This is a genomic window from Rathayibacter tritici (assembly GCF_002932875.1).
In the GTDB taxonomy this organism is placed as follows: domain Bacteria; phylum Actinomycetota; class Actinomycetes; order Actinomycetales; family Microbacteriaceae; genus Rathayibacter; species Rathayibacter tritici.
This window is the reverse complement of record NZ_PSWS01000062.1, coordinates 15,035-40,747: the sequence shown is the minus strand read 5'-3', so window position 1 is coordinate 40,747 and position 25,713 is coordinate 15,035. Positions and strand designations below refer to the sequence as shown.

The window sequence follows — 25,713 nt, the reverse complement described above, 5'->3', positions numbered from 1 at the left end:
CACCATGGCCAACCCGCTGAAGAAGACGATGGTCTACCTCGGACTCGCCGATGAAGAGGTCGAGTACGAGCGCGCAGAGCCCGTCGAGGCGGCCCCGGCGACGGCCCACCGCGCACCGGTCTCCCCGGTGCAGCCCGTCCCGCCCGTCGAGCCGGTGCAGCAGCCGCGCGCGACGGTCACCCCGCTCCGCAAGCCCACCCCCCAGACCCCGAAGGCGACGGCACACGCCGAGATGAACGAGATCCTCACCGTCCACCCGAAGCAGTACCGTGACGCGCAGGTCATCGCGGAGAACTTCCGCGACGGCATCCCCGTGATCATCAACCTCTCGCAGATGAGCGATGCGGACGCCCGCCGCCTCATCGACTTCGCGAGCGGACTCTCGCAGGGGCTCTACGGCCGTATCGAGCGGGTGACGAGCAAGGTGTTCCTGCTCTCCCCGTCGCACATCACCGTCGCCGGCGACTCCGCCTCGGCCGAGAGTGACGCCGACGCGTCGTTCTTTGCGAAGTCTTGACCTCGGGGAGCCCTGGCCCCCGGTGAACTCCGTCGTCTCGCTCCTCGGGAGCGTCCTCTACTTCGTGCTCCTGCTCTACTTCTTCGCGATGTGGGCGCGGTTCGTGCTCGACCTCGTCCGCGTCATCCGTCGCGACTGGCGCCCGCGCGGTGCCGGCCTCGTCGCCGCGGAGGGCGTCTACACGGTCACTGACCCCCCGATCGGCTTTTTTCGCCGGTTGATCAAGCCGGTCTCGATCGGCCCGATCGCCCTCGACTTCGGCTGGAGTCTCACCATGCTCTGCGTCATCGTGGGCATGTACATCGCGACGTGGCTACAGCGAGCCTAGACGTCCCTGTATCGTTGACACGTCGTATCGTTGACACGTCGTATCGTTGACGCGTCGTATCGTTGGCACGTCCGGACGTTCCCCGCGGTGTCAGCACTGCGCCGTGCGCCTGAAGTTGCTAGCTTTAGTCGCGCGTTGTTAGACGTGTACCTACTTGAAATCGAAGGTGGAAAGCCATGGCGCTCACTCCCGAAGACGTTGTCAATAAGCGGTTCCAGCCGACCAAGTTCCGCGAGGGATACGACCAGGACGAGGTCGACGACTTCCTCGACGAGGTCGTCGTGGAGCTTCGCCGCCTGAACCAGGAGAACGAGGAACTGCGTCAGCGCCTCTCCTCCGGCGACAGCCGCCCCTCGGATGCCCGCGTCTCCGACGCCCCGCGCGAGAGCACTCCTGCTCCTGCCCCGGTCGTCGACGAGGCGCCCGAGCCGGAGCCGCAGCCCGAGCCGGAGCCCACCCCGGCTCCCGCTCCGGTCACCGCTCCGAGCGGTGCCCAGCAGTCAGCCCCGGTCGATGAGGCCGAGAGTTCCAGCGGGCTTCTCCAGCTGGCTCGCCGCCTGCACGAGGAGCACGTACGTGAGGGTGCCGAGAAGCGCGACGCCCTGGTCGCCGAGGGTCGTGCGACCGCCGCGCGTCTGGTCGCCGAGGCAGAGGCCGCACAGCGCCAGCAGATTGCGAAGCTCGAGGAGGAGCGGGCAACCGTCGAACACCGCATCGACGAGCTCCGCACCTTCGAGCGCGAGTACCGCCAGAAGCTCAAGAGCTACATCGAGGGTCAGCTTCGCGACCTCGACACCCAGCCGGCGACGTCGGAGTCCTCGCTGTCGGGCTTTGGGGCGTAGTTCCGCCGCAGCGGACGTCAGGCCGAGGGTGCTCGTCACCCTCGGCCTCGTCGCGCTCGCGGTCTTCGCGATCGATCAGATCGCGAAATTCCTGGTCACGACGACTCTGACCCTCGGCGAGGACGTTCACGTTCTCGGTGACGTGCTGATCCTGCACTACGTGAAAAATCCGGGTGCGGCCTTCTCTCTGGCGAGCGGATCGACGTGGATCTTCTCGATCATCGCGGCCTGCGTCGTCATCGCGGTCATCTGGTTCTCTCGCCGCATCCGGTCCACTCCGTGGGCGGTCTTCTTCGGACTGCTGCTCGGCGGCACGCTCGGCAACCTCTTCGACCGGCTGTTCCGGGAACCCTCCTTCGGGCTCGGACACGTCGTCGACTTCCTCTTCACGCCGTGGCTGCTCCCGGCGATCTACAACGTCGCCGACGTCGCGATCTGCACGGCGATGGCCCTGTTCGTTCTGCTGAGCCTGCGCGGCATCGGGCTCGACGGCAGCCGCGGCGGACGCTGATGGTGCAGTCCCGAGAGCTGCCGGTCCCGGACGGGCTCGACGGCCTGCGCGTCGATGCGGCCGTCGCCAAGTTGCTCGGCTTTTCGCGCACCTTCGCGGCTGAGGTGGCCGAGGCCGGCGGAGTGAGCGTCGATGGCCGGGTCCTCGACAAGAGCGACCGAGTGCGCTCCGGCGCCTGGCTGAGCGTCGAGTGGACCGCGCGCGAGGAGCCTCGGATCGTGCCGATCGCGGTCCCCGACCTCGGCATCGTGCACGACGACGACGACATCGTCGTGATCGACAAGCCGGTCGGGGTCGCTGCGCACCCCGCCGTGGGCTGGGAGGGGCCGACGGTGCTCGGCGCCCTCGCCGCTGCCGGTTTCCGGATCTCGACCTCCGGAGCGGCGGAGCGGGCCGGCATCGTGCACCGCCTCGACGCCGGAACGAGCGGCCTCATGGTCGTCGCGAAGTCGGAGCAGGCCTACACCCACCTCAAGCGCGCGTTCCACGACCGCACGGTCGAGAAGGTGTACCACGCGGTCGTGCAGGGCCATCCGGATCCGCTCGCGGGCACCATCGACGCTCCGCTCGGCCGTCACCCGTCCTCGGACTGGAAGTTCGCGGTCCGCGCCGACGGCAAGCCCTCGGTCACTCACTACGAGACGATCGAGGCCTTCCCGTTCGCCTCCCTCCTCGAGATCCACCTCGAGACCGGTCGCACCCACCAGATCCGCGTGCACATGGCCGCACAGCGCCACCCGTGCGTCGGCGACGCGATGTACGGAGCCGATCCGACCCTCTCGAAGCGCCTCGGCCTCTCCCGCCAGTGGCTCGACGCGGTCCGGCTCGGATTCACGCACCCGGGCACGGGGGAGTGGGTGCAGTTCGAGGCCGCCTACCCCGACGACCTCGCGCACGCCCTGGAGGTACTCCGCGGAGAGTGATCCGCGCCCTCCGGGCGGGAGCCGCGTCCGGCGCGGTTAGACTTCTTCCCGTCGTGCCCACGGGCCCTCCCGGGTCGCCGGCCGTCCCTCCCCTGCCCGCAGTCCGCCGGAGGCGCATCCTTGCCGAGTAACGATTCCTTCGTCCACCTGCACGTGCACAGTGAGTACTCGATGCTCGACGGTGCCGCGCGGGTGAAGCCGCTGATCGATGCGGCGGTCGAGGAGGGCATGCCGGCGATCGCCGTGACCGACCACGGGAACGTGTTCGGAGCCTTCGACTTCTGGCGCACCGCGACGGCGGCGGGGATCAAGCCCATCATCGGCACCGAGGCGTACCTCACTCCGGGCACGCACCGCTCCGACAAGACGCGGATCCGCTGGGGCGACGGGGGCGGCGATGACGTGTCCGGCTCCGGCGCCTATACACACATGACGCTGCTCAGCTCGACCACGACGGGCATGCACAACCTCTTCCGCCTCTCCTCGCGCGCCTCGATCGAGGGCTACTACTTCAAACCGCGGATGGACCGCGAGATCCTCTCGCAGTACTCCGAGGGGCTGATCGGCACGACCGGCTGCCCGAGCGGTGAGGTGCAGACCCGCCTCCGCCTGGGGCAGTACAAGGAGGCGCGGCAGGCGGCCGCCGACTACCGCGACATCTTCGGCGCAGAGAACTTCTTCGCCGAGATCATGGACCACGGTCTCGACATCGAGCGGCGGGTCATCGGCGACGTCATCCGGCTCGCCAAGGATGTGGGCCTCCCGCTCGTCGCCACTAACGACCTGCACTACACCCACGCGCACGACGCGACGTCGCACGCCGCGCTGCTCTGCGTGCAGTCCGGCACAACGCTCGATGACCCCAAGCGTTTCAAGTTCGACGCGGACGAGTTCTACCTCAAGTCGCCGCGCGAGATGCGCCAGGTCTTCCGCGACCACCCCGAGGCCTGCGACAACACACTCCTCATCGCCGAGCGCTGCGACGTGCAGTTCGACACGTCCGCCAACTACATGCCCCGCTTCCCGGTCCCCGAGGGCGAGACCGAGGACACCTGGTTCGTGAAAGAGGTCGAGGCCGGACTGCGCGAGCGCTACCCGGACGGTGTCTCGGAGGAGGTGCGCGCTCGCGCCGACTACGAGACGCAGGTCATCCTGCAGATGGGCTTCCCCGGTTACTTCCTCGTCGTCGCCGACTTCATCAACTGGTCCAAGCGCAACGGGATAAGGGTCGGCCCCGGCCGCGGTTCCGGCGCGGGGTCGATGGCCGCCTACGCGATGAAGATCACCGACCTCGATCCGCTGCGCCACGGCCTGATCTTCGAGCGGTTCCTCAACCCGGACCGCGTCTCGATGCCCGACTTCGACGTCGACTTCGACGACCGTCGCCGCGGCGAGGTCATCCGGTATGTCACCGACAAGTACGGTGACGAGCGCGTCGCCCAGATCGTCACCTACGGCACGATCAAGGCGAAGCAGGCACTCAAAGATGCCTCACGAGTCCTCGGCTTCCCGTTCGGGATGGGCGAGAAGCTGACAAAGGCGATGCCGCCCGCGATCATGGGCAAGGACATCCCGCTCAGCGGAATCAACGACCCCGCACACGCCCGCTACAAGGAGGCGCTCGACGTCCGCACTGTGATCGCCGAGGATCCGCAGGCCAAGCTGGTCTTCGACACCGCGCTCGGACTCGAGAACCTCAAGCGCCAGTGGGGCGTGCACGCGGCCGGCGTCATCATGTCCAGCGATCCGCTGCTCGACATCATCCCGATCATGAAGCGGGAGCAGGACGGTCAGATCGTCACGCAGTTCGACTACCCCGCGTGCGAATCCCTCGGCCTGATCAAGATGGACTTCCTGGGGCTGCGGAACCTCACGATCATCGACGACGCCCTCGACAACATCCGTGCGAACCGCAAGCAGGATCTCGTGCTGGAGGACCTCGAACTCGACGACCCGGCGGCCTACGAGCTGCTGGCCCGCGGAGACACCCTCGGCGTGTTCCAGCTCGACGGCGGACCGATGCGCGGGCTGCTGCGCCTGATGAAACCGGACAACTTCGAGGACATCTCCGCGGTCCTCGCGCTCTACCGCCCGGGACCGATGGGCGCCGACTCCCACACCAACTACGCGCTGCGCAAGAACGGCGTGCAGCAGATCACCCCGATCCACCCCGAGCTCGAGGAGCCGCTCTCGGAGGTGCTCGGTGGGACGTACGGCCTGATCGTGTACCAGGAGCAGGTCATGTCGATCGCGCAGAAGCTCGCGGGCTTCACCCTCGCGCAGGCCGACCTGCTGCGGCGCGCGATGGGCAAGAAGAAGAAGTCCGAGCTCGACAAGCAGTTCGAGGGCTTCTCCGGCGGCATGATCGCCAACGGCTACTCGATGGAGGCCGTCAAGACCCTCTGGGACATCCTCCTGCCCTTCTCCGACTACGCCTTCAACAAGGCGCACTCGGCGGCGTACGGAGTGGTGTCCTACTGGACCGCCTACCTCAAGGCCCACTACCCCGCTGAGTACATGGCCGCGCTGCTCACCAGCGTCGGCGACTCCAAGGACAAGATGGCCGCCTACCTCAACGAGTGCCGGCGGATGGGGATCAAGGTGCTTCCGCCGGACGTCAACGAGTCGATCGGCTTCTTCACCGCGGTCGGCACCGACATCCGCTTCGGTCTCGGCGCCGTCCGCAACGTCGGAACGAACGTGGTCGAGGGGATCCGCGCCGCACGCGAGGAGAAGGGGCGATTCGAGACGTTCCACGACTTCCTCCGCAAGGTGCCGCTCCAGGTGGCGAACAAGCGCACCATCGAATCGCTGATCAAAGCCGGAGCCTTCGATTCGCTCGGCTCGACTCGCCGCGCCCTCGTCGAGGTGCACGAGGATGCCGTCGAGGCCGCCGTCGGGGAGAAGCGCAACGAGGCCAACGGCCAGGTCGGCTTCGACTTCGACAGCCTCTGGGACGAGCCGCAGGCCGCGATCCAGGTGCCCGAGCGTCCGGAATGGGCCAAGCGGGACAAGCTCGCCTTCGAACGCGACATGCTCGGCCTGTACGTGTCCGACCATCCGCTCGCCGGGCTCGAGACCGAGCTCGCCAAGCACTACAGCACGACCATCGCCGACCTGCTGATCTCGGAGACGATCGCCGACGGCGAGACCGTGGTCGTCGCTGGCCTCGTCACGAGCGTCCAACACCGGATGGCCAAAGCCTCCGGCAACCAGTACGGGATGATCCAGGTCGAGGACTTCGGCGGCGAGATCACCTGCATGTTCATGGGGAAGGCGTACCAGGAGTTCGCCCCCGCGCTCACCAACGACTCCATCGTCGTTGTCCGTGGCCGCGTCAGCATGCGCGACGACGGGATGAACCTGCACGCGTTCAGCCTCTTCGCCCCCGAGATGAGCCAGGACGGCGACTCCGGACCGCTCACCGTCTCGATGCCCGAGCCGCGCGCGACCACCGACACGATCTCGCAGCTCAGCGACGTGCTCATCCGCCACTCGGGCCGGACCGAGGTCCGCCTGAAGCTCATCAAGGGCGACACCGCGCGCGTCTTCGAGGTGCCGTTCCCGGTGCGGATCACGCCGGACCTGTTCGGGGAGCTGAAGAGCCTGCTGGGGCCGAACTGTCTGTACTGACTTCCGAGCCGGTCCCTGCCCGGCTCGGCGCGGTTGGCTGGGGAGGGTGTCGGGGTTGTGTGGAGCGGAGTGCGTGCGGCGACGGCGATCCGCTGGGACGCGGATCGGCGGTTCGCCTTGGGCGTGGTGAGCCGGTCCCTGCCCGGCTCGGCGCGGTTGGCTGGGGAGGGTGGCGGGGTTGTGTGGAGCGGGGTGCGTGCGGCTACGGCGATCCGCTGGGACGCGGATCGGCGGTTCGCCTTGGGTGTGGCGGCGAAGGGGTGGCTGCGGGATGGGCGTTGCGCGGCCGGGCCTGGTGGTCGAGGCGCAGCGGGGGCGAGGGAGCCGGGGAGGGCGGCGCGTAGACTGGGGCGGCCATGATCCAGACCCTCGACCTCCGCGGCCGTCGTCCCTCCGCCGCCGAGCTCCTCGACCTCGTACCCCGCAATCCGGGTACCTCCGCGGCCGTCGGGCCCGTGGTCACCGAGCTGATCGCCGACGTCCGCGCGCGCGGTGCCGACGCGCTGCTCGATCAGTCGGAGCGGCTGGACGGCGTGCGCCCCCCGCACCTCCGCGTGCCCGCCGAGCAGATCGCGCAGGCCCTGGACCGCCTCGACCCGGCTATCCGCCGCGCTCTCGAGGAGGCGATCGCCCGTGTCCGTCGCGCCAGCGCCGCGCAGATCCCGCCGGCCCGCACGACTGAGCTCGACGACGGCGCCACCGTCACCCAGCGCTGGCAGCCCGTCGCTCGCGCCGGCCTCTACGTCCCCGGCGGCAAAGCGGTCTACCCCTCGAGCGTCGTGATGAACGCGGTGCCCGCCCAGGCCGCCGGTGTCGCCTCCATCGCCCTGGTCTCGCCGCCGCAGAAGGCATTCGGCGGCTCCGTGCACCCCACGATCCTCGCGGCTGCCGCGCTGCTGGGCATCGACGAGGTCTACGCGCTCGGAGGCGCGGGCGCAGTCGCCGCGCTGGCCTACGGTGTCGACTCGATCGGCCTCGATCCCGTCAGCATCATCACCGGCCCGGGCAATATTTGGGTCACCACGGCGAAGCGCCAGGTGCTCGGCCAGGTCGGCATCGACTCCGAGGCCGGCCCAACGGAGATTCTCGTCATCGCCGACGACTCCGCCGACCCGCGCCTGGTCGCTGCCGACCTGGTCAGTCAGGCCGAGCACGACGAGGCCGCGTCGGCGGTCCTGGTGACGGACAGCGCCAACCTCGCCGCAGCCGTGCAGCGCGAGGTCGCCGAGCAGGCGGCAGGCACCCAGCACGCCGAGCGGGTCGCGATCGCGCTCGGCGGCCCGCAGTCGGCGCTCGTGATCGTCGACGACCTCGACCTCGCCTGCGCATTCAGTGACGCCTACGGCCCCGAACACCTCGAGCTGCACACGGTCGACCCGGTCGCGATGGCGGAGCGGATCCACGACGCCGGCGCGATCTTCCTCGGCCCCACCACTCCGGTCAGCCTCGGCGACTACCTCGCCGGATCCAACCACGTGCTGCCGACACTTGGGCAGGCGCGTTTCTCTTCGGGGCTCGGCGCCTATACGTTCCTCCGCCCGCAGCAGCTGATCTCGTACGACCGCGCAGCGCTCGAGCGGGTCGCCCCGCACATCCGCGCTCTCAGCGACGCCGAGGCCCTACCCGCTCACGGGGACGCCGTCGACGCCCGCTTCGCCTGAGACCGAGAGGCCCTCGATGTTCTGCCCCTTCTGCCGGCACCCCGACTCCCGCGTGATCGACTCCCGCACGAGCGACGACGGTCTCTCCATCCGTCGCCGCCGCCAATGCCCGTCCTGCGGACGTCGCTTCTCAACCACCGAGACCGCGAGCCTCGTTGTGATCAAGCGCAGCGGAGTCGTGGAGCCATTCAGCCGCGAGAAGATCGTCAGCGGCGTCCGGAAGGCTTGCCAGGGACGTCCCGTCACCGACTCCGATCTGGCGGTGCTCGCGCAGCGGGTGGAGGAGAGCATCCGCTCGACCGGTGCCTCCCAGATCGACGCCAACGACATCGGCCTCGCCATTCTGCCGCCGCTGCGCGAGCTCGACGAGGTGGCCTACCTCCGCTTCGCCAGCGTGTACCAGGCGTTCGACTCGCTCGATGACTTCGAGTCGGCGATCACGCAGCTTCGCGCCGAACGCGGCTCCGTGCCGAACCGCGCCGACGAGATCTGAGGCCCCCGTGTACCCGCTGCTGTTCCGCACCCTCCTGCGTCGCCTCGACCCCGAGCAGGCGCACCACCTCAGCTTCCCGGTGATCAGGGCTCTTGGCGGCGTCGCCCCGGCGTTGCGGCGCCTGACCGTGCCGCGGGGCACCCCGTCGGTCGAGGCGCTCGGACTCCGCTTCGAGACGCCCTTCGGAGTCGCCGCCGGCTTCGACAAGGACGCCACCGCGGTCCTGGGCCTCGGCGCGCTGGGGTTCGGGCACGTCGAGGTGGGGACGCTGACCGCTCGGGAGCAGCCGGGCAACGCTCGGCCGCGCCTGTTTCGTCTGATCGCCGATCGGGCCGTCATCAACCGGATGGGCTTCAACAATCACGGCGCGCAGGCCGCGGCGAAGCGCCTCGTCCGCCTGCGCAGCGCACGCCGCCGACCGGTGATCGGTGTGAACATCGGCAAGAGCCGAGTGGTCGAGGTGGACGATGCGGTCGAGGACTACCTGATCAGCACCCGGCTCCTCGCGCCGCTTGCCGACTACCTTGTCGTGAACGTGAGCTCGCCGAACACCCCCGGCTTGCGCGGCCTGCAGGAGATCGACCGCCTCGAGCCCCTGCTCGCCGCGGTCAAGGACGCCGCCGACGCGACGCCCCTGCTGGTCAAGATCGCCCCCGACCTCTCCGACGACGAGGTCCGCCGCGTTGCCGAGCTCGCGGTCCGGCTGGGCTTAGACGGCATCATGGCGACCAATACGACGCTCTCGCGCGAAGGCCTCGTCGCCGACCGGTCCGTGGTCGAGGCGGCCGGAGTCGGCGGCCTCTCCGGGGCTCCGCTAGCGGCCCGGTCACTCGAGGTGCTGCGCGTGCTCCGCGCCGTCGTCCCCGCGGGGTTCTGCGTGATCTCGGTCGGTGGGATCGAGACGGCCGCAGACGTGCGGCAGCGTCTCGCCGCCGGCGCCACCCTCGTCCAGGGCTACACCGCCTTCATCTACCGCGGACCCCTCTGGGCCCGGGCGATCAACCGGGGACTGGCCCGCGACTCCTGAGCCGCCCTGCTGTCGGCCCTCGGCGTTCCCGCCCGACTACTCGGGGAAGGCGCCGCGCTTGACCTGCGGCTTGGGCAGGCGCATCACGCGCAACTGGAGGGCGCGCATCGCGGCGTACCAGCGGATGCCCTTCTCGACCTTGTCGGCGCCGTAGCGCTCCGCCAGCTTCCGCCGCAGACGGATGCCGAGGAGGATGCAGTCGATTACCGCGACGAGAAAGAACACCCAGAGGATGACGAGCGTCACGTACTGCAGCTCGGGCTGCGGGAAGAAGCTCAGCAGGAGGACTACGACCATCACCGGGATGAGGAACTCACCGAGGCTGAAGCGCGCGTCCACCCAATCGCGGACGAACCTGCGCTGGGGGCCCTTGTCACGCAGCGGTAGGTAGCGCTGGTCGCCGGCGGCGAGTCCGAGGCGAGCCTGCTCACGGGAGACCGCGGCCTTCTCGCGGGCGTCGCGCGCGGCCTGCTTGCGGTCGGTGACGACCAGTGGACGCTTGCGGGCCAGCTCCTGCTCGCGCCGGGTCGGCGTCGGCCGCCCCTTGCCGGCGCCGGGGGAGCCGGCGTCGTCGGGCGTGTCGGTTGCAATCGGGTGCTTGGCCACGGGGAACGTCCTTGGATTCGGGGATCTCTTAAGATTACCTGCATGGCTCACGACGCTTCGACTCCGTCCGTACTCTCCTCCGATGAGGAGGCCGTCCTCGCCGCCGTCCGCGACGACCTGCCGCGCTCGCTCGCCCAGCTCGGGCAGCTGGTGCGGATCCCGTCCGTCTCGTGGGACGGCTTCGACGCCACCCGGGTGGCCGCCAGCGCCGAGGCCATCGCCGAGCTCGCGCGGGAGACCGGCGTCTTTGACGACATCGCACTCCACAGCGCCACGATCGACGGCACCGACGTGCTCGGTCAGCCCGCGGTGCTCGCGACCCGCGCCGCCCGCAACGGGGCGCCGACCGTCCTGCTCTACGCTCACCACGACGTGCAGCCCCAGGGTGCAGAGTCGGCGTGGGAGACCCCTCCGTTCGAGCCGACCGTGCGCGGCGACCGCCTCTACGGCCGCGGCGCCGCCGACGACAAGGCCGGTGTCGTCTCGCATCTCGCCGCGGTCCGGGCGCTGCGCGAGGTCGCGGGCGAAGACTTCGAACTCGGGCTCGTCCTCTTCATCGAGGGGGAGGAGGAGTTCGGCTCCCGCTCCTTCCCCACCTTCCTTCGCGAGCACCACAGCGCCCTCCGGGCCGACGCGATCATCGTGGCCGACAGTGATAATTGGGACGTCGACACCCCCGCGCTGACCGTGGGCCTGCGCGGTAATGTCACCTTCACCCTCACGATCAGCACCCTCGCCCACGCCTCGCACTCGGGCATGCTCGGCGGAGCGGTCCCGGACGCGATGCTCGCGGCAGTCCGCCTGCTCTCGACGCTCTGGGACGAGGACGGCTCGGTCGCGATCGCCGGTCTCACCGAGCACGACGGTACGGTCCCCGACATGACGGAGGAGGACCTGCGCCGTGACTCCGGCCTCCTCGACGGCGTCTCGCCGATCGGTACCGGCACGATCCTCTCGCGCCTGTGGTCGAAGCCGGCGGTCACCGTCACCGGGATCGACGCCCCCGCGGTCGTCGACGCGTCCAACACCCTCGTGCCGTCGGTGCGGGTGAAGATCAGCGCGCGCATCGCCCCGGGCCAGGACGCGGAGCAGGCCTCCACCGCGATCGAGCGCCACCTGCACGCCAACGCCCCGTTCGGCGCGCACCTGGCGATCGACGATGTCAGTACCGGGAACCCCTTCCTCGTCGACGCGACCGGCTGGGCGGTGGACCTGGTCAAGGGCGCGATGGCGGACGCCTGGGGACGCGAACCGCTGGAGACCGGCATCGGCGGGAGCATCCCCTTCATCGCCGACCTGGTGCGCGAGTTCCCGACGGCGCAGATCCTGGTCACCGGAGTCGAAGACCCCGACTCGCGCGCACACAGCCCCAACGAGTCGCTGCACCTGGGCGTCTTCAAGCGAGCCGCGCAGACCGAGGCGCTGTTCCTCCTGCGCGCGACCGCCCATCGCGACTAACCGCCGGCGAGGGAATATCCCGGTGTGCAGGCGGGTTTCAGCCGTAGAATCCCGGAAGGCACGACGACCGTTCCGCCCGTCCCCTGAGGAGTGACATGTCAGACATACTGACCGACCAGACGGCGACCCCCGTCGCCACCCAGCCGAGCACGGCCCACGGCGTCTCGATGACCCCGACCGCCGCTGCGAAGGTCAAGAGCCTGCTCGAGCAGGAGGGTCGCGACGACCTCCGCCTTCGAGTCGCCGTGCAGCCCGGCGGCTGCTCGGGCCTGATCTACCAGCTCTACTTCGACGAGCGCACTCTCGAGGGCGACGCGGCGGTCGAGTTCGAGGGCGTCGGCCTCGTCGTCGACAAGATGAGCGTGCCCTACCTCGACGGCGCCTCCATCGACTTCGAGGACACCATCCAGAAGCAGGGTTTTACGATCGACAACCCCAACGCGGGCGGTAGCTGCGCCTGCGGCGACAGCTTCCACTGACCCCGAGCGGCCCTGAGTCGGGGCCGCTCGTCACGACTGCACCACGGGGGCAGGACGTCAAGAGCGGGTCGTCGTGCATCGGGGCGCCGGAGCGGAAGGGTAGGCTAGGGCCGGTCTAATACAGTTTCGTGTGAACTGGTCCCCAGTCTTCCGAAAGGTCACCGGTGCGCTTCAATCGCCGAATCCGCAGATGGGTCGCTGCCCCCGTCGCAGGAGCCCTCGCCCTCGTCCTCGCGGGCTGCACGCAGGAGCAGCTCCAGGGCTGGCTTCCCACTGAGCCCGGCACGACGAACCACGTGGATCGCGTCATCGGACTCTGGGTCACCTCCTGGATCGTCCTGCTCGCCGTCGGCGTCGTCACGTGGGGTCTCACCATCTGGGCGGTGGTCGTCTACCGCCGTCGCAAGGGCCAGACCGGCCTGCCGGTCCAGTTGCGGTACAACATGCCGATCGAGATCTTCTACACGATCGTGCCGCTGATTCTCGTGATCGGCTTCTTCGCCTTCACTGCGCGCGACCAGGCTGCCATCGAGGAGCCCTACGACGACCCGGACGAGACCATCCAGGTGTACGGCAAGCAGTGGGCGTGGGACTTCAACTACGTCGACGAGAACGTCTACTCGGCCGGAATCCAGGGGCAGTACCAGGAGGGCGCCGACCCAGCGGGTTCGCTCGTCGAGTCCGAGGTTCCCACGCTCTATCTGCCGGTGGGCAAGAAGATCAAAATTCAGCTCGATTCCCGCGACGTCATCCACTCGTTCTGGATCGCCGAATTCCTCTACAAAAAAGACATGATCCCCGGTAAGACGAACTACATGTACGTCACGCCGCTCAAGGAGGGGACCCAGAGCGGCAGGTGCGCTGAGTTCTGCGGCGAATACCACTCCGCGATGCTCTTCAACGTCAAGGTCGTCTCGCAGGCCGAGTACGACGACTACATCCAGTCCCTGCGCGACGCCGGCCAGACCGGTCAGCTCGGCGCGGAGTACAACCGCAATTCGAACCTTCCGGGAACCGGCGCGCCGGCCCGCGAGAACGAGGAGTAAGGGAGCATGAGCACCGCCACAGCACCCCGCCCGACGCGCACGACCGGCACGCCGCCGGTCCAGCGCAAGGCGAACGTCCTCGTCCGCTGGATGACGTCGACCGACCACAAGGTCATCGGGTACATGTACCTGATCACGTCGTTCATCTACTTCTGCATCGCGGGCGTGATGGCGCTGGTCATCCGCGCCCAGCTGTTCGAGCCCGGCCTGAATGTGGTCGAGACGCGCGAGCAGTACAACCAGTTGTTCACGATGCACGGCACGATCATGCTGCTGATGTTCGCGACGCCGTTGTTCGCCGGGTTCGCCAACGTCTTGATGCCGTTGCAGATCGGCGCCCCCGACGTCGCGTTCCCGCGCTTGAACGCGTTCGCATACTGGCTCTACAGCTTCGGCTCGCTGATCGCTGTCGCAGGCTTCATCACCCCGCAGGGTGCGGCCTCGTTCGGATGGTTCGCCTACGCGCCCCTGTCCAGTACGACGTTCTCGCCGGGGTTGGGCGGCAACCTCTGGGTGTTCGGCCTCGCTCTCTCGGGCTTCGGCACGATTCTCGGTGCGGTGAACTTCATCACCACGGTCATCACGATGCGCGCTCCGGGCATGACCATGTTCCGCATGCCGATCTTCACCTGGAACATCCTGGTGACCTCGATCCTGGTGCTGCTCGCCTTCCCGGTGCTCGCCGCCGCGATGTTCGCCCTCGGTGCCGACCGCGTCTTCGACGCGCACATCTACGACGCGGCCAATGGCGGAGTCCTGCTCTGGCAGCACCTGTTCTGGTTCTTCGGCCACCCCGAGGTGTACATCATCGCGCTGCCGTTCTTCGGCATCGTGTCGGAGGTGTTCCCGGTCTTCAGCCGCAAGCCGATCTTCGGCTACAAGACGCTGATCTACGCGACGATCTCCATCGCCGCTCTCTCCGTGACGGTGTGGGCCCACCACATGTACGTCACCGGCTCGGTCCTGCTGCCGTTCTTCTCGCTGATGACGATGCTGATCGCGGTGCCGACCGGCGTGAAGATCTTCAACTGGGTCGGCACGATGTGGCGCGGCTCGGTGACCTTCGAGACGCCGATGATCTGGGCGATCGGCTTCCTGGTCACCTTCACCTTTGGCGGCCTCACCGGCGTTATCCTCGCGTCGCCCCCGCTGGACTTCCACGTGTCCGACTCCTACTTCGTGGTGGCGCACTTCCACTACGTCGTCTTCGGCACCGTCGTCTTCGCAATGTTCTCGGGCTTCTACTTCTGGTGGCCCAAGTGGACCGGAAAGATGCTCAACGAGACGCTGGGCAAGTGGCACTTCTGGCTCCTGTTCATCGGCTTCCACACCACGTTCCTCATCCAGCACTGGCTCGGCGTCATGGGCATGCCCCGCCGCTATGCCAGCTATCTGCCCGAGGACGGCTTCACCTGGATGAACCAGCTGTCCACGGTCGGAGCGATGATTCTTGCGGTCTCGCTGATCCCGTTCTTCTTGAACGTGTACATCACAGCCCGCACGGCGCCCAAGGTGACGGTGAATGACCCGTGGGGCTTCTCACGGTCGCTGGAGTGGGCGACCTCGTGCCCCCCGCCCCGCCACAACTTCACCTCGATCCCGCGCATTCGCAGCGAGGCTCCGGCGTTCGACCTGAACCACCCCGAGGCCGGTATCCCCGTCGGCATCGGTCCGGCGAAGGACGCCCCGGACGCCCCCACGTACGACAAGTCCGAAGGCATGGTGAAGTAGGGCTATGCGCGCCAACGTCAATCTGTTCTGGCTCCTCGCGGGCTTCTTCCTTGTCGCCGACGTCACCTATATCGTCTGGTCCCTGCTGGACACGGGCCAGGTGGAGTGGGTAGGCGCAGTCGCGATTGGTCTCTCGGCCGTGCTGGGTGCGTTCATCGCGTTCTATGTCGGCCGCGTGCATCAGGCGCAGGGCGCGGAGCTGCCCGAGGATCGCCTCGACGCCGACATCGATGACGGAGACCCCGAACTGGGCTTCTTCAGTCCGTGGAGCTGGTGGCCGCTGATCCTCGGCGGCTCCGCAGCTCTGGGCTTCCTCGGCCTTGCCGTCGGCTTCTGGATCACCTACATCGCGGTCGGTCTCTTCCTCGTCGCGATCGCCGGCTGGGTGTACGAGTATTACCGCGGGTACTTCGCCCGCTAAGGCATTTCTCGGCCGAGGGCCGGGCGCACGAGGGCTTCGGCTTCGGGCACCCGGCCCTTTCGCATACCCCGGTGCGGGTGGGACACGCCCGTGCTCGCTGAGGGGGCGACTGAGCTTGGGGCTCGATGCGGGTCTTGACGGCGCCCCGCGGAGACCGGCTCCTCGCCGCCCAGATCCTCGAGCCGCCCCCCTGTGCACGACCGGCACGCGTCGCGCACCGCCCGAGGTCGTGCACGCCGTCATCGATGACCGCTCCCGAGTCCCTCGCGCCGAGGTCCACGAGGACGAAACAGCCATCACCTCGACCGGCGGGCTGCGCCGCACGATCGCCCTGCCACATCACCCGACGACGTCCCGCCCCCAGGCGCCCGCAGACTCCGGGAAGAGATCGAACACGTCCACCGATCCCTCGCCCGGGAACGACGAAGGGCCCGGACGAATGAACGTCCGGGCCCTTCGATGAGGGAGGGTCAGTGCTCGCTGTGCGAGCTCTCGAGTTCCTTCTGAGTGACGGGGGTGATCCGGTCCTCGAAGAACCAGCGGGACAGTCCCGCACGCACGCGCTGCGGGGCGGTGATGCGTCCACGCGAGTCCGGGCGGATCATCAGCGGCTCGTACTCGTCCTGACCAACCAGCTTCCAGCGCTCGTACTCGTCGAGCTGCTGGTGGACCTCGATGAACTCGCCACCCGGGAGGCGGACGATGCGTCCCGACTCGAAGCCGTGCAGCGCAATCTCGCGGTCCTTCTTCTGCAACGCGAGGCAGATGCGCTTGGTGATGAAGTAGGCGATGAACGGTCCCGCGATCAGCAGGAACTGCAGGCCGTGAATCACTCCCTCCATCGTGAGGTGGAAGTGGGTCGCGATGAGGTCGGACGACGCAGCAGCCCAGAGGACGGCGTAGAAGCTGACTCCAGCGGCACCGATCGCCGTGCGGGTCGCGGCGTTGCGCGGGCGGTCGAGCAGGTGGTGCTCGCGCTTGTCACCGGTGATCCACGCCTCGAGGAACGGGTACAGCATCACCACGGCGATGAACAGTCCGAGACCGACCAGCGGAATCAGAATGTTGAACGACAGGGTTCCGATGCCGGGGATGGCCCACTCGAGTCCCGGCGGGACCAGACGCAGGGCACCGTCGGCGAAGCCGATGTACCAGTCGGGCTGGGTTCCCGCGGAGACGGGGGAGGGGTCGTACGGGCCGTAGTTCCAGATCGGGTTGATCGTGAACAGCGACGCGATGAGGACGACGACGCCGAAGACGATGAAGAAGAATCCACCGGCCTTGGCGGCGTAGACCGGCAACACCGGGTAGCCGACGACGTTCTGCTCCGTCTTGCCCGCTCCGGGGAACTGGGTGTGCTTGTGGACGACTACGAACACGAGGTGCAGGGCGATAAACGCGAGCACCAGCGCCGGCAGCAGCAGGATGTGCAGGGTGTAGAGGCGGCCGACGATGTCGGTTCCCGGGAACTCGCCGCCGAAAAGCAGGAACGAGATCCAGGTGCCCACGATCGGGATGCCCTTGACCATGCCGTCGATGATGCGCAGGCCGTTGCCCGAGAGCAGGTCGTCCGGGAGGGAGTAGCCGGTAAAGCCCTCGGCCATCGCGAGGATGAACAGGACGAAGCCGATCACCCAGTTCAGCTCGCGCGGCTTGCGGAACGCACCGGTGAAGAAGATGCGCAGCATGTGCAAACCGATCGAGGCCACGAACAGCAGCGCCGCCCAGTGGTGGATCTGCCGCATCAGCAGGCCGCCGCGAACGTCGAACGAGATGTCCAGCGAGGAGGACATGGCCGCCGACATCTCGATGCCCTTGAGGGGCAGATAACTGCCCTCGTAGTGCGTCTCGACCATCGAGGCCTGGAAGAAGAAGGTGAGGAAGGTGCCCGACAGCAGGATAATGACGAAGCTGTAGAGCGCAACCTCGCCGAGGAGGAAGGACCAGTGGTCGGGGAAGATCTTCCGACCGAACTCCTTGACGACCGCTGAGATGCTCGTGCGTTCGTCGATGTAGTTCGACGCCGCTCCGACATAGCCCTTCTGGAACGTGCCGGATCCGAGAATGACGCCGTCCTCGGGCTCCGTGGGGGAACTCGAGGGGCGTGAGGGGGTGGTGGTGGACATGTGAGTCATCGCTCCCAGAAGGACGGACCGACGGGCTCCGTGAAGTCGCTTCTGGCGACCAGGTAACCCTCGGCGTCGACGGTGATGGGGAGCTGTGGAAGCGGACGCTTCGCCGGGCCGAAAATGACGGCGGCCTCGCGCGTGATGTCGAATTGCGACTGGTGGCACGGGCACAGCAGGTGGTGGGTCTGCTGCTCGTACAGCGCCACAGGGCAACCGACGTGCGTGCAGATCTTGGAGTAGGCGACGATTCCGTCGTAGTTCCAGGTCTCGCGACCCTCACTGACGATGAGGTCCTCCGGCTTCAGGCGCATCAGGAGGACAGCGGCCTTGGCCTTCTCCTCCAGCTTGCCTTCGGCGTCCTCGAGGCCCTCCGGGATGACGTGGAAGGCGGATCCCAGGGTGACGTCCGATGCGAGGATCGGCGCTCCCGAAGGGTCCAGGGTGAGCCTCGTGCCCTCTCGCCACAGTGTGGTCTTGAGGAGGTCGACGGGGTTCTGGTCCTGCGGGCCGAGGCCCCGGAACAGGATCACGGCGGGCAGGGGGAACACGACGAGGGAGGCGATCAGGCTGTTGCGGACGAGCGAGCGGCGGCCGAAGCCGGACTCCTTGTCGGACTGGTCGAAGATCTCGAGAGCACGAGCGCGGGTGGGTTCCGCGCTACGGACGGGGTGGCGGATGTCGATGCCCTCGTGGTCCGACATCAGCTGCTTACCCCAGTGGACGGCGGCGATGCCAATGCCCAGGAGCGCGAGAGACATGCCCAGGCCGATGAACAGCGTGTTCAACCGGACCGACGCGACGTCCTCCGTGATCGGAAACGCCATATAGGCGGCAACCGCGAAAATCGATCCCGCGAAGGAGAGGTAGAAGAGCGTGTACACCGTGCGCTCGGCACGCTTCTCGACCCTGGGGTCGAGGTCGGTCATCCGGGGGCGGTGCGGCGGGAGGCCCGGGTCCTGGACGCGGTCCCGCGTCACGACCGCGGTGCCGGCCGGTGCCGTCCCGTGCCCGGTGGCCGACGAGGTGGCGAGGTCCGTGCCACCCTCATCGTGCTCTGCCATGGTTCTCCTTTTCACGCCGTGTCGACACCAGCCGGTGCCGTGGGTCAGTCGCGCCCGTCAGGGCGCTGCGCTCGTCTAATTGGATCGTGCGGTGATCCACACCGTCAGCGCCACGATGGCTCCGAGGCCGAAGATCCAGAGGAACAGGCCCTCCGCCACCGGCCCGAGGGAGCCGAGCGCGAAGCCGCCCGGGGACGGGTTGGCCTCGATGTACTTGAGGTACGAGATGATGTCGCGCTTGTCCTCGGGCGAGATGTTCAGGTCGTTGAAGACCGGCATGTTCTGCGGGCCGGTGACCATCGCCTCGTAGATGTGCGCCTCGGTCACTCCGGTCAGCTGGGGAGCGAACTTGCCACCGGTGAGCGCGCCGCCGACTCCCGCGACGTTGTGGCACATCGCGCAGTTGATCCGGAACCCTTCGGCGCCGTTGGCGGAGTCGCCCTGCCCGTCGAGGACCTCGCCCTCGGGGATTGCGGGGCCAGGCGCGAGCGATGCGACGTAGGCGGCGAGCTCGCCGACCTGCTCGTCGGTGAACTGGACCGGCTTCTCGAGCGCCTGCGGGCCGTGCATCTGCATGGGCATGCGGCCCGTGCCGACCTGGAAGTCGACGGATGCGGCGCCCACGCCGATCAGCGAGGGAGCGTTGTCGGTGCCCGCGGCATCGAGGCCGTGGCAGGTAGCGCAGTTGGCGGCGAAGAGCTTGGAGCCCTCGTCGATCGTCTGCTGACTGGTGGACGAGGTCTCCGCCGACGCCGACGTGGCGACGCCGACAGCCGCGTAGGTTCCGCCGGTGAGCCCGAGGCCGATGGCGATCAGGGCCAGGGTCGCGAGCGGGTGACGGCGACCCTTCTTGGCTCGGCTCTTCGTCTTCGGGGAGGCCATCGAGGCGTCCTTCCTGCGGGGGTCGGGAGTGGAGTGGGACATCGGCGAGCGCATCACTTGAGGAAGTAGATGACGGCGAAGAGGCCGACCCAGACGACGTCGACGAAGTGCCAGTAGTACGAGACGACGATGGCGCTCGTCGCCTCCTTGTGGCCGAAGTTCTTGACCGCGAAGCCGCGACCGATCACGAGGAGGAACGCGAGGAGGCCGCCGGTGACATGCAGGGCGTGGAAGCCGGTCGTGAGGTAGAAGGCGGAGCCGTAGGCGTTGCTGGAGAGGGTGACGCCCTCGGAGACGAGGGTCGCGTACTCGAGGACCTGGCCCGAGACGAAGACGGCGCCAAGGGCGTAGGTGAGGAAGAACCACTCGACCATGCCCCACTTGAACGGGCTGAGGCCCGTCGCGCGCGGCTGAAGCCGCTCGGCGGCGAACACGCCGAACTGGCAGCTGAAGGAGGAGGCCACGAGGATCACCGTGTTCACGCCCGCGTAGGGCACGTTGAGGATCTGTGTCTCGGCAGCCCAGAGCTCGGGGGAGGTGCTGCGCAGGGTGAAGTAGATCGCGAAGAGGCCCGCGAAGAACATGACCTCACTACCCAGCCAGACGATCGTTCCGACCGCGACCGGGTTGGGTCGGTTCACTACGGGCGCGGTGGCCGTGGGGGAGAGAGAGGTGCTCGTCACACAGACCATTATGGCCGATGCACGGCGCCGAACTCGCACTAGCCGGGAGGCGATCCTCGTCGCATAATCTGGGAGCCATGTCGGAAACCCTGTCCTGGCCGCACGTTCTCAGCGCACTCCTCGAGTCCTCCGATCTGAGCGTCTCCGAGGCGACGTGGGCGATGGAGCAGGTGATGGAGGGCGCGGCCACCCCGGCGCAGCTCGCAGGGCTGCTGGTGGCGCTTCGCGCGAAGGGCGAGACGGTCGACGAGATCGTCGGTTTCCGCGACGCGATTCTCGATCACGCCGTGCCGTTGGATGTGGATCCGATGGCGCTGGACATCGTCGGGACGGGCGGGGACCGCTTCGGCACCGTCAACATCTCCTCGACAGCGTCGATCATCGCGGCCGCGGCGGGGACGCCCGTCGTGAAGCACGGGAACAAGGCCGCGTCCTCCTCCTCCGGCTCCTCCGACGTGCTCGCAGCCCTCGGAGTCGATCTCTCCCTTTCTCCGGAGCGCGTCGCTGAGGTGTTCCGGCGCACGGGGATCGCGTTCGTTTTCGCCTCGCTCTTCCACCCCGGCTTCCAGCATGCCGGACCGGTCCGCGCTGAGTTGGGCGTGCCGACCGTGTTCAACTTTCTCGGTCCACTCTGCAACCCCGCGCGGCCGGAGGCGTCCGCGGTCGGGGTCGCGCACCTCGACCGCGTACCGCTGGTCGTAGGGGTGTTCCAGACCCGTGGGGCGACGGCTCTAGTGTTCCGGGGCGACGACGGGCTCGACGAGCTCACCACCACCGGGCACAGCCACATCTGGGAGGTGTCGCGCGGATCGGTCGTCGAGCACGACCTCGACCCCCGCGACCTCGGGCTGCGCCGCGGGCGGATCGAGGAGCTGCGCGGCCGCGACGCCGCCTACAACGCGAGCGTGGTGCGCTCGGTGCTCGCCGGCGACAGCGGCCCGGTGCGCGACATCGTGCTGCTGAATGCTGCTGCGGGCCTCGCGGCGTTCGACCTGGCGCGCGACCCGGATCTAGTGCGCACGCCTATCCTGGAGCGCCTGCATACGTCGATGGAGCGCGCGGCCGAGGCCGTCGACTCCGGTACCGCCACGGCCAAGCTCGACGAGTGGGTGCACGAGACGCAGCTCGCGGTCCTGCCGCTGCCGTAGGCGCGAGCGCGGGGCGTACCGTGGACATGCTGTCCGCGATGGTGTGGGCCGCGACGCTGGAGGAGACCTCGATGAAGAAGCTCATCAACGACCCGAAGAACGTCGTCACGGAGTCGGTGGTCGGCTTCGGCCTCGCACACGCCGACCTGGTCCGGGTGGTGTCCGATCCGCTGTTCGTGGTGCGAGCGGACGCTCCCCGCTCGGGCAAGGTCGGCATCGTCAGTGGAGGCGGCAGCGGGCACGAGCCGTTGCACGCGGGCTTCGTCGGGTTCGGGATGCTCGACGCCGCCGTGCCCGGCCCCGTCTTCACCTCGCCCACTCCCGACCCGATCGTCGCGGCGACGCAGGCCGTGGACGGCGGCGCGGGCGTGCTGCACATCGTGAAGAACTACACCGGCGACGTCCTGAACTTCGAGACCGCGGCCGACCTGGCCGCCGCTGAGGGGATCGAGGTGCGCAGTGTGATCGTGGATGACGATGTCGCGGTCAAGGACTCCCTGTACACGGCGGGCCGCCGCGGCGTGGCCGGCACCGTGCTCGTCGAGCGGATCGCGGGCGCCGCGGCCGAGCGGGGCGACTCGCTCGAGGAGGTGGCGTCGATCGCCGAGTCGGTGATCGCGAACGTGCGCTCGATGGGCGTCGCCCTCACTCCGTGCATCGTGCCGCACGCCGGCGAGCCGAGCTTCGAGCTGGCTGAGGACGAGATCGAGATCGGCATCGGAATCCACGGGGAGCCCGGCCGCGAGAAGATCGCGCTGGAGCCCGCCGACCGCATCGTCGACCGTCTCCTCGGTCCCCTCCTCGAGGACCTGCCGTTCTCCTCCGGCGACGACGTGCTGCTCCTGCTGAACGGAATGGGCGGCACTCCGCAGATCGAGCTCTACCTCGCCTACCGCCGGGCCGCCGAGGCGTTGGCCGAGAAGGGGATCACCGTCACCCGCAGCCTCGTCGGCAACTACACGACGTCGCTCGAGATGCAGGGCTTCTCGCTGACGGTGCTGAGGCTCGACGACGCGCTCACCGCGCTGTGGGACACTCCGGTGCAGACCGCGGCGCTGCGCTGGGGACGCTGAGGGGCGACGCGCACACCGTGATCGGGACCAGGGCCGCACAGGCGGCGCACGAGGAGGAGACGACGATGCAGGAGCCACAGCGGGCCGGGCTCGACGTGGCGTGGGCGATGGCGTGGATCCGTCGCGCCGCCGAGGCGATCGCGGAGCACCGGGTCGAGCTGATCACGCTCGACCGAGCGATCGGCGACGGTGACCACGGCGAGAACATGGACCGCGGTTTCCAGGCCGTCGTCTCGAAGCTGGCGGCGACGCCCGAGCCGGCGGCACCGGCGGACGTGCTGAAGCTGGTGGCGACGACGCTCATCTCGACCGTCGGGGGTGCCTCCGGTCCGCTGTTCGGCACGGCGTTCCTGAAGGCCTCCGGCGCGGTCGCGGGCCGGGACGTGCTCGAGGGTGCGGATGTCGCGGCGCTGCTAGCGGCGGCGCGGGACGGCATCGTTCTCCGCGGCAAGGCCGAGGTGGGCGACAAGACGATGATCGACGCCTGGACGCCGGCGGTGGACGCGGCAACAGCATCGGCCGACGGCGGAGCATCCCCCGCAGCGGTCCTCGCAGCAGCGGCGGAGGCGGCGCAGAGCGGAGCGGAGTCCACCGATCCGTTGGTCGCCCGCAAGGGGCGCGCCAGCTACCTCGGCGAGCGCGCCATCGGGCACCGCGATCCGGGCAGCGTGTCGACAGTGCTGCTGCTGCGCGCGGCGGCCGAGGCGGGGGAGTGAGCGTCGGCCTGGTCCTGGTCTCGCACAGTGCCCGTCTGGCCGAGGGGCTGGTCGAGCTCGCGGAGCAGATGGCGGCCACGGTCGCGCTGGTGCCGGCCGGCGGGACGGATGAGGGTGGGATCGGCACCAGCTTCGAGCGCATCACGGCGGCGCTCGGCGCGGCCGACTCCGGCGAGGGGGTCGTCGTGCTCTGCGACCTGGGCTCGGCGATCATGACGGCCGAGACGGCGCTGGAATTCCTCGACGACGACGCGCGATCCCGGGTGCGGATCGCCGACGCTCCGCTGGTCGAGGGGGCTGTAGCGGCCGCCGTCGCCGCGGGCACGGGAGCCCCGCTGGAGGAGGTGCTGGCCGCCGCGGAATCGGCCAGGGGTGAGGTGCCGGTGGCCGACGAGAACGAGCCGAGCGACGAGCAGGTGCAGCGCCGCGTCCGGTTGATCAACCCCAACGGCCTGCATGCGCGTCCCGCGGCCGACTTCGTGACCCTCGCCGCGACCTTCGACGCCCGGATCGATGCCAACGGCAAGGACGCCACGAGTCTGCTCGGTGTGATGTCACTGGGACTCGACCGCGGGGACGAGGTAGTGCTTTCGGCGACGGGGCCCGAGGCTCAGGAGGCGGTCCGTCGGCTCGGCGACCTGGTCGAATCGGGGTTCGGCGAGGTATAGCCCCGGGCAGCGCACCAGGGACTGCGCACCAGGGACCGCGGAGGCGCCTCCTCCTACGCTGAGCGTATGGCCCTCCGCGGAACCCGACCCCCGTCCGTCCTGCTCCGCCGACTCGTCACGGTTCCGCGGGTCGTGCGCCGGGCGGATGCACGCGCGGCTCGCCGTCTGAATGCGCGGCGCTCCTCGCCCCTGATCGACGCCGCCCTCGTCGGGCTCTCCCGCTCCGCCGACCACGGCCTGCTCTGGACCGGCGTGGGCGTGCTGCTCCTGCTGGCCGGTCGACCGCGCGAGGCCCTGCGCGGGACCGCCTCACTGGCCGCTGCCAGCGCTCTCGCGAACGTGGTCGGTAAGCGGCTCTTCGGTGGCGATCGGCCCCTCCTCGTCGACGTCCCGGTCGGCCGGCGCCTCGCGACGGTGCCGGCCTCGCCGTCCTTCCCGTCGGGCCATGCGGCGAGCGCCGCCGCCTTCGCCGCGGGAGTCGCGCTCGAGTCGCCGCGGGCGGGTGCGATCGTCGCTCCGCTCGCCGCCGCGGTCGCGTTCTCGCGCCTGCATGTGGGCGTGCATTGGCTCTCGGACGTACTCGGCGGCGCAGTGCTCGGCGCGGCGGTGGCGATCCTGGGCAGGGTGGTCCTTCCCGCCGAGCCGCGCCGCGTTCCGGTCTCGGAGCGCTCGATCCGGCCGCCGGTGGACCGCAGCCCGCTCGGTGACGGCGCGGCGCTGCTCGTGGTGCTGAACCCCGGCGCGGGACGAGACTCGCACCGGCCCGATCCGGAGCCGCTGATCCGTGGACGCTTCCCGAAGGCGCGGGTGCACCGGCTTGCCGACGGCGAGGATCTCGCCGAGGTGGTGCACGCGGCCCGGGCCACCGAGGCTCCGCCCACGGTGCTCGGGATCTACGGCGGAGACGGCACCGTCTCGGTCGGCGCCGCGCTCGCCCGTGCCGAGGGGATGACGCTGCTCGTCCTGCCGGGTGGAACGATGAACCACTTCGCGAAGGCGCTGGGGCTGCTCACTGTCCAGGACGCTCTGGACGCGGCGACGATCGGCGAGCGCCGAGACGTCGACGTTGCCGAGGTGGTCGCCGACGGGGGAGACCCGGTGACCGTGCTGAACACGGTCTCGATCGGCGTCTACCCCGAGTTCGTGGCGGCCCGGGAGACGCGCGAGAAGCGGATCGGTAAACCGCTCGCCGCGGTGATCGCGGCCTTTTCGGTCGTCCGGCGCACCGACCCGTTCGAGCTCCGGCGCGACGGGCGCACGCAGCTCGTCTGGTCGTATTTCGTCGGCGTGAACCAGGAGCACCCTCGCACTGCTGCTCCGCTGGCGCGGCGCAGGCTCGATGACGGCCACCTCGATGTGCGCATCCTGCATTCAGGACGGACTCCGCGCACTCGCGGAGCGTTCTCGCTCCTCCTCGGCCGCGCGGCCACTCCGGTGCTCGGGCGCGTGCCCGGCTGGCGAGCGCCGGTGGTGGAGTCGTTCTCCACGCCGGAGATCACCGTCGCCGTGCGCAGGCCTGCGGGGAGCGACCCCGAGTGGGCGCACGACGGCGAGACGGAGTGCTTCGACGGGACCCGGGACGGCTTCGATGAGGCCGTGGTGCGTATCGTCCCGCTCGGCCTGCGCGTGTACGCGACCGCCGACTGAGAGCGCACCGGGCGCCCGTGGAAGGATCGG

General features: G+C 68.9%; 24 protein-coding genes and 1 pseudogene. 20 read left to right on the top strand and 5 right to left on the bottom strand.

Annotated features, from left to right (window positions below):
* Positions 1 to 4 precede the first annotated feature (4 nt).
* From C5D07_RS12085 to C5D07_RS12045, 9 genes are all read left to right on the top strand, one after another.
* Positions 5 to 517: a cell division protein SepF gene (locus C5D07_RS12085; RefSeq protein ID WP_068252651.1), complete on the top strand. Its 513-nt coding sequence runs from the start codon at positions 5 to 7 to the stop codon at positions 515 to 517.
* 22 nt (positions 518 to 539) lie between these two features.
* The gene (locus C5D07_RS12080; protein WP_068212828.1) at positions 540 to 845 is read left to right on the top strand and encodes a YggT family protein; all 306 of its coding nucleotides are present in this window, start codon (positions 540 to 542) and stop codon (positions 843 to 845) included.
* Positions 846 to 1,021: 176 nt separating this feature from the next.
* Positions 1,022 to 1,687, top strand: a complete 666-nt coding sequence (locus tag C5D07_RS12075) for a DivIVA domain-containing protein (RefSeq protein ID WP_068252654.1) — start codon at positions 1,022 to 1,024, stop codon at positions 1,685 to 1,687.
* Positions 1,688 to 1,715: 28 nt separating this feature from the next.
* On the top strand, positions 1,716 to 2,198 hold the full coding sequence (lspA, locus tag C5D07_RS12070; protein ID WP_068252657.1) for a signal peptidase II: 483 nt from the start codon (positions 1,716 to 1,718) through the stop codon (positions 2,196 to 2,198).
* A gap of 2 nt (positions 2,199 to 2,200) precedes the next feature.
* On the top strand, positions 2,201 to 3,121 hold the full coding sequence (locus C5D07_RS12065; RefSeq protein ID WP_068257145.1) for an RluA family pseudouridine synthase: 921 nt from the start codon (positions 2,201 to 2,203) through the stop codon (positions 3,119 to 3,121).
* Positions 3,122 to 3,292: 171 nt separating this feature from the next.
* Positions 3,293 to 6,754: a DNA polymerase III subunit alpha gene (gene dnaE / locus C5D07_RS12060; protein WP_068257147.1), complete on the top strand. Its 3,462-nt coding sequence runs from the start codon at positions 3,293 to 3,295 to the stop codon at positions 6,752 to 6,754.
* 356 nt (positions 6,755 to 7,110) lie between these two features.
* Positions 7,111 to 8,415, top strand: a complete 1,305-nt coding sequence (hisD, locus tag C5D07_RS12055) for a histidinol dehydrogenase (protein ID WP_104259432.1) — start codon at positions 7,111 to 7,113, stop codon at positions 8,413 to 8,415.
* A gap of 16 nt (positions 8,416 to 8,431) precedes the next feature.
* A complete protein-coding gene (gene nrdR / locus C5D07_RS12050; RefSeq protein ID WP_104259431.1) occupies positions 8,432 to 8,908 on the top strand; it encodes a transcriptional regulator NrdR in 477 nt (158 codons plus the stop codon).
* 7 nt (positions 8,909 to 8,915) lie between these two features.
* On the top strand, positions 8,916 to 9,935 hold the full coding sequence (locus C5D07_RS12045; protein WP_104259430.1) for a quinone-dependent dihydroorotate dehydrogenase: 1,020 nt from the start codon (positions 8,916 to 8,918) through the stop codon (positions 9,933 to 9,935).
* A gap of 36 nt (positions 9,936 to 9,971) precedes the next feature.
* Here the strand turns inward: C5D07_RS12045 and C5D07_RS12040 are convergent, their stop codons facing one another.
* On the bottom strand, positions 9,972 to 10,541 hold the full coding sequence (locus C5D07_RS12040; protein ID WP_068252669.1) for a DUF3043 domain-containing protein: 570 nt from the start codon (positions 10,539 to 10,541) through the stop codon (positions 9,972 to 9,974).
* Between the two features lie 42 nt (positions 10,542 to 10,583).
* On the opposite strand from C5D07_RS12040, the gene C5D07_RS12035 reads away from it, so the two are divergent.
* The 6 genes and pseudogenes from C5D07_RS12035 to C5D07_RS16170 form a co-directional block, all read left to right on the top strand.
* Positions 10,584 to 11,999, top strand: coding sequence for a dipeptidase (locus C5D07_RS12035; RefSeq protein ID WP_104259429.1), 1,416 nt, complete (start codon positions 10,584 to 10,586; stop codon positions 11,997 to 11,999).
* A gap of 95 nt (positions 12,000 to 12,094) precedes the next feature.
* The gene (gene erpA / locus C5D07_RS12030; RefSeq protein WP_104259428.1) at positions 12,095 to 12,478 is read left to right on the top strand and encodes an iron-sulfur cluster insertion protein ErpA; all 384 of its coding nucleotides are present in this window, start codon (positions 12,095 to 12,097) and stop codon (positions 12,476 to 12,478) included.
* Positions 12,479 to 12,642: 164 nt separating this feature from the next.
* Positions 12,643 to 13,524, top strand: coding sequence for an aa3-type cytochrome oxidase subunit II (gene ctaC / locus C5D07_RS12025; RefSeq protein WP_068252676.1), 882 nt, complete (start codon positions 12,643 to 12,645; stop codon positions 13,522 to 13,524).
* A 6-nt stretch (positions 13,525 to 13,530) separates the two neighbouring features.
* Entirely contained in the window at positions 13,531 to 15,255 is a 1,725-nt protein-coding gene (gene ctaD / locus C5D07_RS12020) for an aa3-type cytochrome oxidase subunit I (protein WP_068252678.1), read from the top strand.
* 4 nt (positions 15,256 to 15,259) lie between these two features.
* Positions 15,260 to 15,676 carry a cytochrome c oxidase subunit 4 gene (locus C5D07_RS12015; RefSeq protein WP_068252681.1) on the top strand — a complete coding sequence of 139 codons (417 nt, stop codon included), beginning with the start codon at positions 15,260 to 15,262 and terminating at the stop codon, positions 15,674 to 15,676.
* 229 nt (positions 15,677 to 15,905) lie between these two features.
* A pseudogene (locus C5D07_RS16170) lies at positions 15,906 to 16,007 on the top strand (IS481 family transposase); the annotation flags it as partial.
* Between the two features lie 139 nt (positions 16,008 to 16,146).
* Here C5D07_RS16170 and qcrB read toward each other — a convergent pair.
* The 4 genes from qcrB to ctaE all read right to left on the bottom strand — a co-directional run bounded on the left by qcrB (position 16,147) and on the right by ctaE (position 20,440).
* Positions 16,147 to 17,802, bottom strand: coding sequence for a cytochrome bc1 complex cytochrome b subunit (gene qcrB, locus C5D07_RS12010; protein ID WP_068252687.1), 1,656 nt, complete (start codon positions 17,800 to 17,802; stop codon positions 16,147 to 16,149).
* A gap of 5 nt (positions 17,803 to 17,807) precedes the next feature.
* On the bottom strand, positions 17,808 to 18,866 hold the full coding sequence (gene qcrA, locus C5D07_RS12005; protein ID WP_068252690.1) for a cytochrome bc1 complex Rieske iron-sulfur subunit: 1,059 nt from the start codon (positions 18,864 to 18,866) through the stop codon (positions 17,808 to 17,810).
* 75 nt (positions 18,867 to 18,941) lie between these two features.
* Positions 18,942 to 19,748, bottom strand: a complete 807-nt coding sequence (gene qcrC / locus C5D07_RS12000) for a cytochrome bc1 complex diheme cytochrome c subunit (RefSeq protein WP_068252692.1) — start codon at positions 19,746 to 19,748, stop codon at positions 18,942 to 18,944.
* 53 nt (positions 19,749 to 19,801) lie between these two features.
* Complete coding sequence (gene ctaE, locus C5D07_RS11995; protein ID WP_068252695.1) at positions 19,802 to 20,440, bottom strand: aa3-type cytochrome oxidase subunit III; 639 nt, start codon at positions 20,438 to 20,440, stop codon at positions 19,802 to 19,804.
* 68 nt (positions 20,441 to 20,508) lie between these two features.
* Between ctaE and trpD the strand changes: the two genes are divergently transcribed.
* The 5 genes from trpD (at position 20,509) to C5D07_RS11970 (ending at position 25,683) form a co-directional block, all read left to right on the top strand.
* The gene (trpD, locus tag C5D07_RS11990; RefSeq protein WP_068252698.1) at positions 20,509 to 21,579 is read left to right on the top strand and encodes an anthranilate phosphoribosyltransferase; all 1,071 of its coding nucleotides are present in this window, start codon (positions 20,509 to 20,511) and stop codon (positions 21,577 to 21,579) included.
* 71 nt (positions 21,580 to 21,650) lie between these two features.
* Positions 21,651 to 22,652, top strand: coding sequence for a dihydroxyacetone kinase subunit DhaK (gene dhaK, locus C5D07_RS11985; protein ID WP_104259466.1), 1,002 nt, complete (start codon positions 21,651 to 21,653; stop codon positions 22,650 to 22,652).
* 65 nt (positions 22,653 to 22,717) lie between these two features.
* On the top strand, positions 22,718 to 23,368 hold the full coding sequence (gene dhaL, locus C5D07_RS11980; RefSeq protein WP_104259465.1) for a dihydroxyacetone kinase subunit DhaL: 651 nt from the start codon (positions 22,718 to 22,720) through the stop codon (positions 23,366 to 23,368).
* On the top strand, positions 23,365 to 24,036 hold the full coding sequence (dhaM, locus tag C5D07_RS11975; protein WP_068252701.1) for a dihydroxyacetone kinase phosphoryl donor subunit DhaM: 672 nt from the start codon (positions 23,365 to 23,367) through the stop codon (positions 24,034 to 24,036). The genes dhaL and dhaM overlap by 4 nt, the downstream gene beginning before the upstream one ends.
* 66 nt (positions 24,037 to 24,102) lie before the next feature.
* The gene (locus C5D07_RS11970) at positions 24,103 to 25,683 is read left to right on the top strand and encodes a bifunctional phosphatase PAP2/diacylglycerol kinase family protein (RefSeq protein WP_084415848.1); all 1,581 of its coding nucleotides are present in this window, start codon (positions 24,103 to 24,105) and stop codon (positions 25,681 to 25,683) included.
* Positions 25,684 to 25,713 lie beyond the last annotated feature (30 nt).

Bases quoted from the DNA above. Each gene is read 5' to 3' on its own strand.
- dnaE (WP_068257147.1), top strand. From the start codon at position 3,293: ATGCTCGACGGTGCCGCGCGGGTGAAGCCGCTGATCGATGCGGCGGTC.
- qcrB (WP_068252687.1), bottom strand. From the start codon at position 17,802: ATGTCCACCACCACCCCCTCACGCCCCTCGAGTTCCCCCACGGAGCCC.
- C5D07_RS12075 (WP_068252654.1), top strand. From the start codon at position 1,022: ATGGCGCTCACTCCCGAAGACGTTGTCAATAAGCGGTTCCAGCCGACC.
- C5D07_RS12015 (WP_068252681.1), top strand. From the start codon at position 15,260: ATGCGCGCCAACGTCAATCTGTTCTGGCTCCTCGCGGGCTTCTTCCTT.
- C5D07_RS11970 (WP_084415848.1), top strand. From the start codon at position 24,103: ATGGCCCTCCGCGGAACCCGACCCCCGTCCGTCCTGCTCCGCCGACTC.
- dhaK (WP_104259466.1), top strand. From the start codon at position 21,651: ATGAAGAAGCTCATCAACGACCCGAAGAACGTCGTCACGGAGTCGGTG.
- ctaE (WP_068252695.1), bottom strand. From the start codon at position 20,440: ATGGTCTGTGTGACGAGCACCTCTCTCTCCCCCACGGCCACCGCGCCC.
- nrdR (WP_104259431.1), top strand. From the start codon at position 8,432: ATGTTCTGCCCCTTCTGCCGGCACCCCGACTCCCGCGTGATCGACTCC.
- C5D07_RS12085 (WP_068252651.1), top strand. From the start codon at position 5: ATGGCCAACCCGCTGAAGAAGACGATGGTCTACCTCGGACTCGCCGAT.
- C5D07_RS12035 (WP_104259429.1), top strand. From the start codon at position 10,584: ATGGCTCACGACGCTTCGACTCCGTCCGTACTCTCCTCCGATGAGGAG.
- trpD (WP_068252698.1), top strand. From the start codon at position 20,509: ATGTCGGAAACCCTGTCCTGGCCGCACGTTCTCAGCGCACTCCTCGAG.
- erpA (WP_104259428.1), top strand. From the start codon at position 12,095: ATGTCAGACATACTGACCGACCAGACGGCGACCCCCGTCGCCACCCAG.
- hisD (WP_104259432.1), top strand. From the start codon at position 7,111: ATGATCCAGACCCTCGACCTCCGCGGCCGTCGTCCCTCCGCCGCCGAG.
- ctaD (WP_068252678.1), top strand. From the start codon at position 13,531: ATGAGCACCGCCACAGCACCCCGCCCGACGCGCACGACCGGCACGCCG.
- qcrA (WP_068252690.1), bottom strand. From the start codon at position 18,866: ATGGCAGAGCACGATGAGGGTGGCACGGACCTCGCCACCTCGTCGGCC.
- dhaL (WP_104259465.1), top strand. From the start codon at position 22,718: ATGCAGGAGCCACAGCGGGCCGGGCTCGACGTGGCGTGGGCGATGGCG.
- qcrC (WP_068252692.1), bottom strand. From the start codon at position 19,748: ATGGCCTCCCCGAAGACGAAGAGCCGAGCCAAGAAGGGTCGCCGTCAC.